At 43.4% G+C, this 13,689-nt stretch carries 13 protein-coding genes and 2 pseudogenes; 13 read left to right on the top strand and 2 right to left on the bottom strand.

Features of this window, described 5'->3' with window-relative positions; translation table 11 throughout:
• The first annotated feature begins 302 nt into the window (after positions 1–302).
• The 13 genes and pseudogenes from AB5618_RS10435 (at position 303) to AB5618_RS10375 (ending at position 11,526) form a co-directional block, all read left to right on the top strand.
• Complete coding sequence (locus tag AB5618_RS10435) at positions 303–566, top strand: type II toxin-antitoxin system prevent-host-death family antitoxin (protein WP_118579486.1); 264 nt, start codon at positions 303–305, stop codon at positions 564–566.
• Positions 559–861 (top strand): type II toxin-antitoxin system RelE/ParE family toxin, encoded by a 303-nt coding sequence (locus tag AB5618_RS10430; protein WP_173715914.1) that lies wholly within the window; start codon positions 559–561, stop codon positions 859–861. Before AB5618_RS10435 ends, AB5618_RS10430 begins: the two co-directional genes overlap by 8 nt.
• Before the next feature lie 177 nt (positions 862–1,038).
• A complete protein-coding gene (locus AB5618_RS10425; protein WP_173772047.1) occupies positions 1,039–1,530 on the top strand; it encodes an RNA polymerase sigma factor in 492 nt (163 codons plus the stop codon).
• A 5-nt stretch (positions 1,531–1,535) separates the two neighbouring features.
• The gene (locus tag AB5618_RS10420) at positions 1,536–2,588 is read left to right on the top strand and encodes a hypothetical protein (RefSeq protein WP_227199046.1); all 1,053 of its coding nucleotides are present in this window, start codon (positions 1,536–1,538) and stop codon (positions 2,586–2,588) included.
• Positions 2,530–3,030, top strand: coding sequence for a hypothetical protein (locus tag AB5618_RS10415; RefSeq protein ID WP_226837628.1), 501 nt, complete (start codon positions 2,530–2,532; stop codon positions 3,028–3,030). The genes AB5618_RS10420 and AB5618_RS10415 overlap by 59 nt, the downstream gene beginning before the upstream one ends.
• Positions 3,031–3,449: 419 nt before the next feature.
• Positions 3,450–3,740: pseudogene (locus AB5618_RS10410) on the top strand (TrmH family RNA methyltransferase); the annotation flags it as partial.
• Between the two features lie 119 nt (positions 3,741–3,859).
• Positions 3,860–4,321: a hypothetical protein gene (locus AB5618_RS10405; protein WP_173715916.1), complete on the top strand. Its 462-nt coding sequence runs from the start codon at positions 3,860–3,862 to the stop codon at positions 4,319–4,321.
• A gap of 10 nt (positions 4,322–4,331) precedes the next feature.
• On the top strand, positions 4,332–6,572 hold the full coding sequence (locus AB5618_RS10400) for an NHLP family bacteriocin export ABC transporter peptidase/permease/ATPase subunit (protein ID WP_368365955.1): 2,241 nt from the start codon (positions 4,332–4,334) through the stop codon (positions 6,570–6,572).
• Between the two features lie 12 nt (positions 6,573–6,584).
• Positions 6,585–8,771 carry an NHLP bacteriocin export ABC transporter permease/ATPase subunit gene (locus tag AB5618_RS10395; RefSeq protein WP_173772046.1) on the top strand — a complete coding sequence of 729 codons (2,187 nt, stop codon included), beginning with the start codon at positions 6,585–6,587 and terminating at the stop codon, positions 8,769–8,771.
• Between the two features lie 24 nt (positions 8,772–8,795).
• On the top strand, positions 8,796–10,202 hold the full coding sequence (locus AB5618_RS10390) for a radical SAM protein (RefSeq protein ID WP_173772045.1): 1,407 nt from the start codon (positions 8,796–8,798) through the stop codon (positions 10,200–10,202).
• A gap of 115 nt (positions 10,203–10,317) precedes the next feature.
• Positions 10,318–10,656, top strand: coding sequence for a hypothetical protein (locus tag AB5618_RS10385; protein ID WP_118579495.1), 339 nt, complete (start codon positions 10,318–10,320; stop codon positions 10,654–10,656).
• Between the two features lie 27 nt (positions 10,657–10,683).
• Positions 10,684–10,875, top strand: a complete 192-nt coding sequence (locus AB5618_RS10380; protein ID WP_118579498.1) for a bacteriocin — start codon at positions 10,684–10,686, stop codon at positions 10,873–10,875.
• 276 nt (positions 10,876–11,151) lie between these two features.
• Complete coding sequence (locus tag AB5618_RS10375; RefSeq protein ID WP_148461890.1) at positions 11,152–11,526, top strand: hypothetical protein; 375 nt, start codon at positions 11,152–11,154, stop codon at positions 11,524–11,526.
• A gap of 193 nt (positions 11,527–11,719) precedes the next feature.
• Here AB5618_RS10375 and AB5618_RS10370 read toward each other — a convergent pair whose 3' ends face one another.
• On the bottom strand, positions 11,720–13,303 hold the full coding sequence (locus tag AB5618_RS10370; protein WP_173772044.1) for a glucose-6-phosphate isomerase: 1,584 nt from the start codon (positions 13,301–13,303) through the stop codon (positions 11,720–11,722).
• Positions 13,304–13,471: 168 nt separating this feature from the next.
• A pseudogene (locus AB5618_RS10365) lies at positions 13,472–13,663 on the bottom strand (DUF6783 domain-containing protein); the annotation flags it as partial.
• Between the last annotated feature and the right edge of the window lie 26 nt (positions 13,664–13,689).

The following is a 13,689-nucleotide window of genomic DNA, read 5'->3' as shown; positions in this document are numbered from 1 at the left end:
AGGATCATGAAGAGAACATGATTGACTGGATTGTGTCATGTTTAGGCATAGGTGTAAAGTCTTTTCAGATTCAGAATACTAAAACGGAAAAATTAAAATTTCGAGATCTAAGAATAGATTTTAGTTGTCGTAAGGTTATAAAAAATAATAGACAAGAATGCACCACAGCTGCGGCTGTGGTGCGAGTTTTAGGCGGAAAATTTCTGGAAGTTTATACATAATTTTCAAAAATTCTAGAATAAGAATTTACACCGACTCATAATTATGATACAATTATAGCACAAGAAAGAGAGGTGTTCATTATGCCAACAATTATGCCGATTAGAGATTTAAGAAAAACCAGTGAAATATCGGAACTGGCACATAAAAAGCAGGAACCAATATTTATCACGAAAAATGGATATAGTGACTTAGTTGTAATGAGTTCAGAGCTGTATGAACGTTTTGCCCAGACAAACAAGATTGATCAGGCAATTTATGAAGCAGAACAGGAAGTAACAGAAGGAGCAGAGCCGATTTCATTAGAAAGTGCAATGGAACAGCTCAACAAGAAATATTATGGATAAATATGAGATAATGCTGTATCCAAGAGCGTACCGGGATATTCATGATATTTATGCTTATATTGCACTTGAAAAATTGTCACCTGAAACTGCAAAAGAACAGACGGATCGGATTTGGCAGGCAATAAAAAAGCTGGAACTGTTTCCAAAATCGCACCAGGACCGTCTGGTAGGCCGCTATGCCGGAAAAGAATATAAACAGCTGATCATTGACAATTATATTGCTATTTTTAAAGTTGATGAAAACAAGAAAAAAGTATTTGTATTGACAGTGCAATATCAGGGAAGGCAGATGTAAACGAAAGGGTTGAACTGCTGTACAAAATAACATTTAAGAATGATAGTCAGATATAAAAAGGACACAGACAGTCAAGTTTCGATTGCCTGTGTCTTGTTTTGTAAAAATAAAAAATTTTTGAAAGCAAATTCCCATATTTTAAGTCTAATAGTTATAAAAACAAAAAGGGGGAATAAAATGGAGGCTTTGGTAACAGCTGCTAAAAATGGAGATAAAGAAGCGTTCGTTCAGCTGATCCGGATAAATAAGCAGAGCATGTATAAAGCTGCCTGGGTTTATCTTCGGAACGAACAGGACATTGCAGATGCACTGCAAAATACGATCCTGTCCTGTTATGAAAAGATACAGGGATTAAGGGAAGTGAAATATTTTAAAACCTGGCTGATGCGGATTCTGATAAATGAATGCAAAGACATTCTCCGTCAAAAGAACCATGACGCGGAACTGGATAATTTCTCAGAAGGTGTACAGTGTGAAGATCTGGATCTCTGCGAATGGAAACAATTGCTTTTATGTCTGGATGAAGAAAGCCGGAAAATCGTGGAACTCTATTATTTTGATGAATTTTCCGTAAAGGAAATTGGTAATCTTCTTGAAATGAACAACAACACCGTATCAACCAAACTTTCCCGGGCAAGAGCAAAATTAAAAAAGGTGATCAGGAGGTGAAGACTATGGATGAAAAAGAAATCAGAAAAATTTTAAAAGAAGAAACTGTGATACCGGACAATATTGATAAAGCTATGGAAGATGTTCTGAAGGGAATTTTGGATTCTCCAGATGAGAGAATGAGCAGCACGAAGAATCTAATTGTAAAATCAGATAAAGGAAGATCAAAAAATTCAGGGAATAAGAAAAAAATAATCCGGATTCTTCTTCCTGTGGCTGCTGTATTAGGCGTCAGCACCGGCGTACTTGCAACAAAACTTGGATGGCTTCACAAAGAACTGGAGCAGCAGGGGGTTACAGAACAGGAAGCTGTTCAAATGGTTGTCACAGAACCTGATTCAACTGCAGAAAATGTGGAAGATGTGACTTCTTATCATATAACGCCAAAGGAGAGGGATTGGAACCAGTCTATGCTGTCTGTTACAGAAGCGTATTTTGATGGCAGCGGTTTCAGCTTTCTTGGAGATCCTTCCGGGGCGGTGGAGAATTATACGCTCAGCTGCCGTGACCATGCGACAGTGAATGGAGAAGATGCACTTGCAACTTTGAATAAGATAGACGGGGAAGATCTCTATTATGGACATATTACCCTGTATGATGATGCTTTGACAGAGAAAATATTAAATGAAGATTCCCAGGTAGAGGTTTCCATGACCATTCAGGCATATCCGGATTATAACGGCAGGATCTATTACACCTGGAAAGATGATGAAGCTTTCAGAAAGATTTTTAAAACTGGTTCTTTTACAGATTCAGAAGGAATGCTGGCTTATGCACTGCCTGCGGAGGATGCTTACAGAGGATATACGCCGCAGACCCTTACAGTAACCCTTCCGTTAAATGATGAAGTACGGGATATTATAGAAAAATACAGAAAAGAAGGAAAGATGCAGGCGGAAGATACTGGTGTAGAACCCATTTCGGATTCTACGGAAGAGAGTACACAGGAAACAACAGACTCAGAAAATCCTTCAGATGCTACGGGAGCGAATGAGAAATATGATCCGGAAACAGCAGTATGTAAGAAAATCAATCAGCAACATGACGGAGGGATATGATTATTACGATACAGAGATTCTGTTGAATGGGATCCCGGTGGGCGGGCTTTCTCAGCATGGTTATCTGGGAACTGCAGGCTTTGGCCCTGCGCCTGAAGACTGTTATTTCAACATACCGATTCCGCTTCAGTTGAAAGTGGAAGAAACAGTTACTATGCTTCCAATGGAAGAAATTATGAAGTCAGTGGAACAATATGTAAAAGAAGGCAAAATTGGTCTCTTCACGGAACAGGACACTGCGGAGGAAACAGAATCCACCACGATTCCAGTTACAAAAATATGTTTGGAATACTATATTGATGAAACCGCAGACGGAATCACATACAGACCTGTCTGGAGCTTTCGCTGCCCTTACCAGTGGAAAGATTCCCCGGACGAACAGGAACTGTTTTACATAGACGGGGAAACGGGGGCACTGATTCGTGATGCGTTTGGCTGGTAGGTATGAAAAAAAGAGCCGGATCCATTCCGAATTAGAATAAGTTCAGAACCCCCAGTTTATTCAGTAAGTTGCGTCAAATTTGCGTAAGCTTTATGAGCAGAACCGCGCAAATCCATATAAATAAAGCCTGTTCACAAATACTTCGCAAAGCAGATGGGTAAATAATCCATTAACTTAAGTTTTTATTATATTATTTTAATAAGTCTGAATTTAAGTATTTAAAGGCCCTGAAAGCCTTATAAACACTACGTTTCACAGTGATTATAAGGTTTTCGGGGCTTTTTTTGTATTTTTCTAAAAATCTGCCTGTTGAGGACAAATATATTGCATTTTCATCCATATTCTCTTACAATTACAAGTAGAATAAATAACGAAAACAGAATTGGAAAATGGATTTAAAATGCAGAACACTTTTGAAAAAAACTGCCTGGCCCGGAGAGGGAATGCAGCTGCTGAAAAATATGGGGTTTAAAACAGCTGCCATGGCATTGCGTGATGATTCTGTGGGAATTGACAACCAGACACTTCAAGCAGAAGAGAAGCTGGCTATTGTTCTCGGAACAGAGGGAGACGGGCTTTCCTCACAGACGATTGCAGATTGCGATTATACAGTGAAAATTCCCATGTCTCACGGTGTGGATTCCTTAAATGTGGCTGCCGCAAGTGCAGTAGCATTCTGGGAACTTGGGTATATTAACAGACGGAAATAATTGTGTATATAGAAATCGCTTTCAGGATAGAGTTAAAACAGAGATGCAGGATAGAGTTAAAGCGGGGACGCAAGACAAATGAAAGATAATAACTATAAGCAAAAAGGAGGCTGCAGGTTATGAGTGATCAGATATTTCGGAAAAAAAGTCTGGACCGGATTTCCTCCCCGGAGCAGCTGAACGATTATATCCGGGTGGCAAACCCGGGCATATGGATGATTCTGGCGGCTGTCATCATACTGCTGGCCGGGGTGTGCGTGTGGGGGATATTCGGTCATCTTGATACAAAAACAGAGACTGTGGGAACTGCAAAAGCAGGAAAAATCACATGTTATATAAAAGAAACAGATATCCGGAATGTCAAAAAAGGAACTCCAGTGTATATAGATGGGAAAGAATATGAAATTGCGGAGATATCCGAAATCCCTGTGAAGCTAAAAGAGGAACAGTTGGAAAGTGCTGCTTTTGCAGTGGATGAAAGCGTATACACAGCAACCATCCATACAGGGCTGGCAGACGGAATCTACAAGGTAGAGCTTGTTACGAACCGGGTGTCACCTATGTCATTTGTAATAAATTGAGGTGACCATAATGAGTGCTGAGAAAAAAGTAAAACAGCCGATCACAAAAGGGGTGGCGAAGGTTCCTGTAGTCATGCAGATGGAGGCTCTGGAATGCGGTGCAGCAAGTCTTGCCATGATACTCGCCTACTATGGGAAATGGATCCCGCTGGAGCAGGTTCGCTTCGAATGCGGCGTATCCCGTGACGGTTCCAGTGCAAAAAACGTACTGAAAGCTGCAAGAAGCTATGGGCTTACAGCCAAAGGATACCGCTATGAACCGGAAGATCTGAAGAAAACAGGCCGTTTTCCCTGTATCATCCATTGGAATTTTAATCATTTCGTGGTACTGGATGGCTTTCGAGGAAATAAAGCTGTTATAAATGATCCTGCCAAAGGAACCTATGCGGTTTCAATGGAGGCTTTTGATGAAGCTTTTACCGGAATCAGTCTGCAGTTTGAGCCTTCTGAGAATTTTGAGCCAGGAGGAAAGCCAGCCTCTGTACTTCGTTATGCGAAAAGACGCTTAAAAGGCACAGGCACAGCGATTGCATTTGTTGTCCTTACTACATTGATCTCTTCCTTGATCGGCATTATAAATCCTGCTTTTTCCCGTATTTTTATGGATCGGCTGCTGACCGGAGAGAATCCGGACTGGGTATTTCCTTTTCTCATAGGAATGATTCTCATGGGAGTGGTACAGTTGACTGTTATGTGGATTCAGCAGGTATATTCCCTGAAAATCAATGGAAAGCTGGATATGGTTGGAAATGCCACATTCATGTGGAAAATACTGAGAATGCCTGTAGAATTTTTTTCACAGCGCATGGCAGGGGATATTCAGGTACGCAAGAATACCAATGCTTCTGTTGCAGAAGGGCTGGTGAATACGTTTGCGCCGCTGGTTTTGAATTCGCTGATGATGATTTTTTATCTGGTGGTTATGATAAGGTACAGTCCTGTTCTTACGCTGATGGGTGTAACCTCTGTATTTCTGAATCTGCTTCTTTCTAACATAATATCGAAAAAAAGGGTAAACATTGCCCGTGTCCAGCTGAAAAATGCAGGCAAACTTGCAGGAGCAGCCGTGGCTGGTATTGAGATGATCGAAACCATTAAGGCTACCGGCGCAGAAAATGGCTTTTTTGAAAAATGGGCAGGTTATCAGGCCGGAGCCAATACAGGAGCAGTAAAATTCCGGAAACTGAACAGTGTGCTGGGACTTCTTCCAGGGCTTATCAGTACTCTGTGCAACACAGCAGTTCTGATGACAGGAGTGTTTTTTGCAATGCAGGGAAGGTTTACTGTGGGTATGATCCTGGCATTTCAAGGCTTTCTGAATTCGTTTATGGCTCCGGCAGCCAGTCTCATCGCAGCAGGTCAGACTTTACAGGAAATGCGTACGGATATGGAGCGTGTCGAGGATGTTATGAATTATCCGGAAGACGTTATATGGGGAAAAGCAGATGGGAAAGAGCCTGAAGCCTGTTTGAAAAATCATTCGGAAAGCCTGTTGCAAACAGAATCCAGTCCGGAAGAGGAGTACAGAAAATTATCCGGTCACATTGAACTGAAAAATGTCACATTCGGCTACTCCAGGCTTGCCCAGCCGCTGATAAGGGATTTCAATTTGTCCCTGAAGCCGGGCAGCAGAGTCGCTTTCGTTGGACCTTCCGGCTGCGGCAAATCCACTTTGTCCAAACTGATATCAGGTCTGTATGCCCCATGGAGCGGCGAAATCCTTTTTGACGGTAAAAAGATATCAGAGATAGACCGGAATGTGTTTACCGGTTCCCTGGCTGTGGTAGATCAGGACATTATCTTGTTTGAGGACACTATAGCGAACAATATTAAAATGTGGGACAATTCCATCGAAGATTTTGAAATGATCCTGGCTGCACGGGATGCACAGCTTCACGATGATATTATGATGCGTGAGGGAGGTTATCAGTACAGGCTGACAGAAGGTGGAAAGGATTTTTCAGGCGGACAGCGCCAGAGAATGGAAATTGCCAGAGTTCTGGCACAGGATCCTACCATTGTTATTCTGGATGAAGCCACCAGTGCACTTGACGCAAAAACAGAATACAATGTGGTGAAATCTATAAAGGACAGAGGTGTTGCCTGTATTGTGGTCGCACACAGACTTTCTACCATCCGGGACTGCGATGAGATCATTGTGCTGGATGAAGGCAGAGTCGTGGAGAGGGGAACACATGAAGAACTTATGAGGGCCGGCGGAATGTACACCATGCTGGTATCAAATGAATAGGAGGCGGAAGCATTGGGCTGGTTTGACGAACAGATAAAACTTAGAAAGCAGAGCGATGACGATGCTTTCGCAGATTCTTTTGTGAAAATGGCAGGTGCCGTTATGGGGGAGAAGGTGCTTGCCTCGCTGAATGACGACCGTATTGTTGCCAAGAATGAAATCGATGAGATCCTGAAATTTTACCATGTAAAAAGCAGGGAGGTTCCGGATTCCATTGAGGATATGAATGAACAGCTGGAATACCTTATGCGCCCCTATGGAATCATGCGCCGCACGGTTTATCTGGAAAAAGGCTGGTATAAGGATGCAATTGGTGCCATGCTGGGCGTTATGAAAGAAACCGGAAAGATCGTAGCTCTTCTTCCCGGAAAAGTGTCTGGTTACAGCTATTATGACATTGAAGCTGGAAAAAGAAGAAAGATAACCCATGGAAATGAAGATTTGTTTGAAAAAGAGGCCCTTGCATTTTATAAACCTTTTCCCATGAAAAAGATGGGAATCCCTTCTCTGGCAAAATACATAATGGAGACACTTTCCGGGGCCGATTACGGGATGATGGTTCTTGCCGCACTTGCAGTGACTTTTGTGGGGATGCTGACACCGAAGATCAACCAGCTTATTTTTTCGGAGGTTCTGCCTTCTGGAAGCATGCAGCTGTTTTTTGCAATTTCGGTTTTTATGGTGTGCACTGCAATAAGCAGCCTGCTTTTTGAGGCAGTAAGTGCGATGGTAACTGCCAGGGTGGAAACGAAGCTGAGCCTGTCTGTAGAGGCTGCAACCATGATGCGGGTAATGTCCCTTCCGGCAAGTTTTTTCAGAAAGTACAGCGCAGGTGAGTTGTCCAGCCGTGCCAGCCAGATCAACTCACTTTGCAATATGCTGGTTTCTACAGTATTTACAACAGGGATTACTTCCGTTTTTTCCCTTATCTATATCTCACAGATTTTTGCGTTTGCACCGGCACTTGTGGCACCGGCGCTGATTATTGTAGCGGTGACGGTTGCGTTTTCTGTTATTTCTTCCCTGGTACAGATGGGAATTTCCAGAAGACAGATGGAGCTTGCAGGAAAAGAAAGTGGAATGACATACGCCATGATCACTGGTGTCCAGAAAATAAAGCTTTCAGGGGCTGAGAAAAGGGCTTTTGCAAGATGGGGAGATTTATATGCCAAAGAAGCAAAACTTAAATATAATCCTCCTGTATTTATTAAAATAAATGCTGTGATCAGTACAGGGATTTCCCTTGCGGGTACTATTGTGATGTATTACGCAGCAATCCGGTCTGGCGTTTCCGTAGCGGATTACTATGCTTTTAATACTGCATACGGCATGGTATCCGGAGCTTTTCTGTCATTGGCAGGAATTGCTCTTACAGTAGCAAGGATAAGGCCTACACTGGAAATGGTAAAGTCGCTTTTTGAGACAGTGCCCGAGGTTTCCAGCGGAAAACAGGTGATTACAGGGATTTCAGGCGGGATCGAGCTGAATCATATATCGTTCCGGTACAATGAAAACATGCCTCTTGTACTGGATGACCTGTCTTTGAAAATCCACCCGGGACAGTATGTGGCAATTGTAGGCCAGACTGGCTGCGGGAAGTCCACCCTTATGCGTCTGCTCCTTGGATTTGAGAAACCTATGAAGGGAGCCGTTTATTATGACGGAAAAGATCTTGATAAAATTGATCTGAAATCGCTCAGGCAGAAGATTGGCGTAGTCATGCAGAATGGTAAGCTTTTTCAGGGGGATATTTATTCCAATATTGTGATCTCGGCGCCATGGCTGACACAGAAGGATGCCTGGGAGGCAGCAGAACTGGCGGGTATTGCAGAGGATATCCGGAAAATGCCTATGGGAATGAATACAATGATTTCTGAAGGCTCCGGCGGAATTTCCGGAGGACAGAAGCAGAGACTGATGATCGCCCGAGCTATTGCACAAAAACCCAGGCTGCTTATGCTTGATGAAGCCACCAGTGCCCTTGACAATCTGACCCAGAAAAAAGTGTCAGAAGCCCTGGATGGTCTGAAGTGTACCAGAATTGTAATCGCCCATCGGCTTTCTACTATTAAACAGTGTGACAGAATTCTTGTGCTGGATAAAGGGAAAATCATTGAAGATGGAAAATATGAAGAACTGTTAGAGAAAAACGGCTTTTTTGCAGAACTGGTAAAACGGCAGCGTCTGGATGCGCTGTAATAAAAAGAGATAAGGGGATATTTTATGCGATATATACTTGATTCCCGGATTGCCTTACGCTCCTGGCAGCAGGTTCCCTATGCATATTACCGGAAGGGAAGTCCATATGCCAAAGGGCTGAAAAAAGAAGAATTTGAGCTTTTGCGTTCCTGCGACGGAAAAAGGGAGCAGGAGGCGGATGATTTATTGGAAACTATGGCAGCCAGAGGCTTTATTCATCCCTGCAGAGGGGAAGAGAATCTGACAGACTGGCAGAAATACAGACATTGCGAGAATCGGTATTTTCCAAAAGTAAACTGGATGATAACCGGGAAGTGTAACTATAATTGTCTTCATTGCTTTAATGCAGCTGACAATGCCCCATCCATGAGCGAGTGGTTCCTGAAGGAAGCAGAAAAATTTCTGGATGAGGCGAGGGAATGTGGGGTAAATGCATTTACTATCACAGGCGGGGAGCCGATGCTTCACAGGAATTTTATGGACATCCTGACGGGAATTTATGAAAGAGGAATGTATGTAGAAGAGATCAATACCAACGGCTATTTTCTCAGGCAGGAAGTGTTGAACCAGATGAAGGAAAGAGGAATCCGTCCTTTAATGAAGATCTCTTTTGACGGAATCGGACATCATGACTGGCTTCGTGGACGAAAAGGAGCTGAGGAGGATGCAATCCGGGCCATCCGTTTGTGCAGGGCAAATGATTTTCCAGTAATGATTCAGACAAATGTGCACAGACACAATCTGGATACGCTTCTGGAAACAGCGAAGCTTATGGACAGCCTTGGGGTGTGGAAAATGCGCATCATCCGCACATCGGAGGCCCCAAGGTGGAAGGAAAATGCAGGTGATGCTGCTCTGGGACTGACGGAATATTATGACAGAATGCTGGAATTTGCCAGTGCATATATGAAAACGGGCTGCAGAATGGATGTGATCATCTGGCAGTTTTTGCGTCTGTATCCTGTATCTGGCAGTTATGGGATGATTCCTGTTTTGTACCGGGAAAAGGAATACAGGGATTCGCTTCCAGTATGCAAGGGGGTCAGAGGCATGGTGGCAGTTGCAGCCAATGGAAATATATTTCCCTGTCATCAGCTGTCTGGCACCTACGAACTGAATGGGGATATCCCTGGCAATGTGAAAAAGGAATCTTTGAAGCATCTGCTAAGTGACAGCCAGTATCTGTGTGAGGTATGTACGACTGTGGACAAAATCCGGGAGCACGACAGAAAATGCAGAAATTGTAAGTATTTCAAATACTGTGCGGGAGGATGCCGGGCACTGGCAATTGTGCTGACCGGGGACAAACTGGGGGCAGATCCCTCCAAATGTGTGTTTTTCGGACAGGGATATTATGAGAAAACTGTCAGTGCATTGCAGGAATATGAGAATTATACGGAAATTGCTTATAATCCGGGTACTGATATTTAATGGAAATTTAGAGCACATTTTTTCAGGCATGATGCAGACTGCAGATACATATGGAGTGGACCTGCCGGGGAAAAGGTGGCTGTAAATCTAATATAATTTTAAGGAGGATTTGACTATGGCAGAGAACAAAATGACAAAGGAAGTTTTAAAAGCTGCAAAGGGAACCGGATCTGTGGAAGAACTTCAGAAACTGGCGAAGGAAAACGGCATGGAGCTTGATGCTGCACAGGCAGAAGAAATGTATGCCAGATTACACCCGGTAACCCAGGAACTTTCAGATGATGAGCTGGACAATGTAACAGGCGGTGATTCCTGCGACGTAGGATACAGCTGCCCGAAATGCGGAAGTACGGAGGCTTCTTCCAGAGAGCCGCTTTATGGCTGCACCTATGTAACCTGCGCCTGCTGCGGTGCAACCTACTGGGATCCTACTTCCACCAAAACACAGAATTAATTGATTTTGGATGGAGGGATATTTTTGATGGAAGACGAAATAACAAAAAGAGAGCTTTCAGATGATGAGTTGGACAATGTGTCCGGTGGAGGATGCGAGGAGAATGCGCGAAACTGCTGTCCACAATGTGGGAGTACAGAAGCGAAAACAATTTTCAGTAGAGAAGACGGTTCTCTGGTTGAATGCGCTGTTTGTGGTACGGGGTACTGGAAAATTTAAAGCGCATTCCCAAAGTCCCTGGCTCGCAGCCTTTTAGTGGAAAATCCCGCAGTCCGTATTGATGATAACGGATTGCGGGATTTTTTATAAAAAAGATACTTTAATATTGCTCTTTACAATAGGTATAATTATTTTAAATATGTTTAACATTGGCAATACACAGAATTTAACATAGACAGCTATAATATCTTTCAGAAAAGGAAAAAAGAATGATATTTTTGAGTTGCTGCGAAGTAATCGAACAGTAACGCTTTTTAAGGCAAGGAGGCTTCTTTTATGAGAAAGATATTACAGAGAAATGAGAAAGTGGAGCTTAACAGTTTTATAGATGAATTTGTAAAGGCAAGACAGAAATACTTTACACCAGGTCAGGAATGGCTGGAAGCAGAGCTGGCGGAGGAAAAGATTAGCGTGTATATGGATAAAGCACAGCTGGAAAAAGATCTGGATGAGCTTGTAAAGACCAGTTTGATGTATGGCAAGGTACGGAATCTGGAAATGAAGATTCAGGTGAAAAAGACTGCAGATGGTGCTGGAATCTGTTTCTCGGATAATGGTGTTGGAAACTGGAGAAATAAGAGTATCTGTGTAACAGGAAAGCCTGGCAGAGGCCTGGAAACAAAGAAAATCTGGGGCGTGCAGGTTGCCTGAGTGTCAGTTTATTAATGGTTTGAAAAAGGTTTTTTGCAAGACAAGTCAATATGGAAATCAGATCGCAGAGGATTATGAAAATACAGGATTTCTGCGGTCTGTTTTTATAGTATGTAGCATAAAAAAACGGCAGCCCGGAAATTCCCGGGCTGCCGTAAATTTTTCAAATATGCTTTAGAGCCTGTTTGAAAGATCAGATGTTCAGAAGATCGCTGAATACCTTAAGAGCACCGTCTGTATTGTGTGCAAGTACACGTTTCGCAAGAACTTTACCAAGCTGAACGCCTTCCTGGTCGAAGCTGTTCAGATTCCATACGAAGCCCTGGAACATGATCTTGTTCTCAAAGTGAGCAAGCAATGCACCAAGGGAAGCAGGGGTAAGCTGCTGACCGATGATAATGCTGGACGGACGTTTACCCTTGAAGTTCTTGTTCAGGTTCTCATCCTCTTTACCGCAGGCAAATGCAACAATCTGAGCTGCCACGTTAGCGCAGAGCTTCTGCTGGCTGGTGCTGTTCTCAATGTCAACATCTACGCCAAGCTGGCTGTTCTTAAAGCCGATGAACTGAAGCGGGACAATGTCAGAGCCCTGATGCAATAACTGATAGAAGGAATGCTGACCGTTGGTTCCTGGCTCTCCGAAGATAACCGGACCTGTTACGTAGTTAACCGGCTCGCCGAAACGGTTTACGGTTTTACCATTGGACTCCATGTCACACTGCTGAAGGTGTGCCGGGAAGCGGCTTAATGCCTGTGAATATGGAAGAACAGCTGTGGAAGGATATCCCTGCACATTTCTCTCATAGATACCGATAAGGGCATCCAGCATATCTGGGTTCTTCATAAGGTCACGGTTTGTTGCAAGCTGATCCTCAGCTGCAGCACCTTCAAGGAGCTGAGCAAATACTTCCGGTCCGAATGCCAGGGAAAGGATTGCTCCGCCTACGCCGGAAACAGAAGAGTAACGGCCTCCGATGTAGTCATCCATGAAGATGGCGGTAAGATAATCTTCACTCTTTGCAAGAGGGGAAGTCTCACTTGTAACGGCAAGCATGTGTTTGGAAGGATTCAGACCTGCTTTTGTCAGGGCATCCTTTACAAATGCTTCGTTGGTCAGTGTCTCAAGGGTTGTACCGGATTTGGATACAACGATGAATAAGGAGTGTGCAAGGTCTACAGAAGCAAGTACTGCAGCTGCATCATCCGGGTCAACGTTGCTGATGAACTTCGCTTCCATCTTGAATGTGTTATTGGCCTTCGCCCAGTTCTCCAGTGCGATGTAAAGAGCACGGGGACCAAGGTCACTTCCGCCGATACCAATCTGAACGACTGTGGTGAATTTCTCACCAGCTTCGTTGGTGATCTCACCAGCATGAACCTTATTTGCAAAATCAGCAGCTTTTTTCTGCTGGGCAACGTAGAATTCACGTTTGTCTACACCATCTACAACAACCGGGTTACCAAGCTGCTTACGTGCAAGGTGATGAAGAACCATACGTTTCTCTCCGGTGTTGATCACTGCACCATTATATAATTCCTGAAATTTGTCGATCAGCTGTGCCTCGTCAGCCAGTTTCGCAAGTGCGGATAAAACGGTTTCGTCTACTTCTTTGGCTGCATAGTTGTAAGAAAGACCAGCTGCCATTGGTGTACTATAATCAGCTACACGCTTGCCACCTTCTTCACCAGACAGAGCTGCCGCAATGTCTACGTGATTCTTAAGCTCTTTCAGTTTGCCAAAAGAATCAAGTGTGTCAAGATTTTTCCATGTTGCCATAATATAATTCCTCCTTTAAATGGTTGAGACTATAGTTGCTGTTCAAAGCTTGTTCAGCAACGGATTATGCTCTCAAAGGAGTCTCACTGTGAGACCCGTATCGAAATCATTATACTGAAAAATTTATAGAATTTCAATGCAAGGATGAAGATTCTTGAAAAATTAACATTAATATAAGAAAGAATGGGGCTGATATGAAAAAAAGAACATAAAAGCTGGAGAAAAAGAGGGGATAGAAGTAAAAAAACAGCCGACAGAAGCTGAAAAATGTTTCTGTCGGCTGTTTGAACGGACCTTTGCACTAGAGCGTGTTTGAAAAATCATTCCCGCAATCTGCACGCCCCACTTTGCGGTATATTTTGCCCGAATTCAGTTGCCGTAGCCCG

Source organism: Ruminococcus sp. J1101004sp1_RTP21198st1_B9_RTP21198_201120 (assembly GCF_040924245.1).
In the GTDB taxonomy this organism is placed as follows: Bacteria; Bacillota; Clostridia; order Lachnospirales; family Lachnospiraceae; genus Blautia_A; species Blautia_A faecis.
Note: the sequence above shows the minus strand (reverse complement) of the source record. Positions and strands in the feature narration are given on the sequence as shown.

Bases quoted from the DNA above. Each gene is read 5' to 3' on its own strand.
- AB5618_RS10375 (WP_148461890.1), top strand. From the start codon at position 11,152: ATGAGAAAGATATTACAGAGAAATGAGAAAGTGGAGCTTAACAGTTTT.
- AB5618_RS10435 (WP_118579486.1), top strand. From the start codon at position 303: ATGCCAACAATTATGCCGATTAGAGATTTAAGAAAAACCAGTGAAATA.
- AB5618_RS10425 (WP_173772047.1), top strand. From the start codon at position 1,039: ATGGAGGCTTTGGTAACAGCTGCTAAAAATGGAGATAAAGAAGCGTTC.
- AB5618_RS10405 (WP_173715916.1), top strand. From the start codon at position 3,860: ATGAGTGATCAGATATTTCGGAAAAAAAGTCTGGACCGGATTTCCTCC.
- AB5618_RS10400 (WP_368365955.1), top strand. From the start codon at position 4,332: ATGAGTGCTGAGAAAAAAGTAAAACAGCCGATCACAAAAGGGGTGGCG.
- AB5618_RS10370 (WP_173772044.1), bottom strand. From the start codon at position 13,303: ATGGCAACATGGAAAAATCTTGACACACTTGATTCTTTTGGCAAACTG.
- AB5618_RS10415 (WP_226837628.1), top strand. From the start codon at position 2,530: ATGATCCGGAAACAGCAGTATGTAAGAAAATCAATCAGCAACATGACG.
- AB5618_RS10385 (WP_118579495.1), top strand. From the start codon at position 10,318: ATGGCAGAGAACAAAATGACAAAGGAAGTTTTAAAAGCTGCAAAGGGA.
- AB5618_RS10430 (WP_173715914.1), top strand. From the start codon at position 559: ATGGATAAATATGAGATAATGCTGTATCCAAGAGCGTACCGGGATATT.
- AB5618_RS10390 (WP_173772045.1), top strand. From the start codon at position 8,796: ATGCGATATATACTTGATTCCCGGATTGCCTTACGCTCCTGGCAGCAG.
- AB5618_RS10380 (WP_118579498.1), top strand. From the start codon at position 10,684: ATGGAAGACGAAATAACAAAAAGAGAGCTTTCAGATGATGAGTTGGAC.
- AB5618_RS10420 (WP_227199046.1), top strand. From the start codon at position 1,536: ATGGATGAAAAAGAAATCAGAAAAATTTTAAAAGAAGAAACTGTGATA.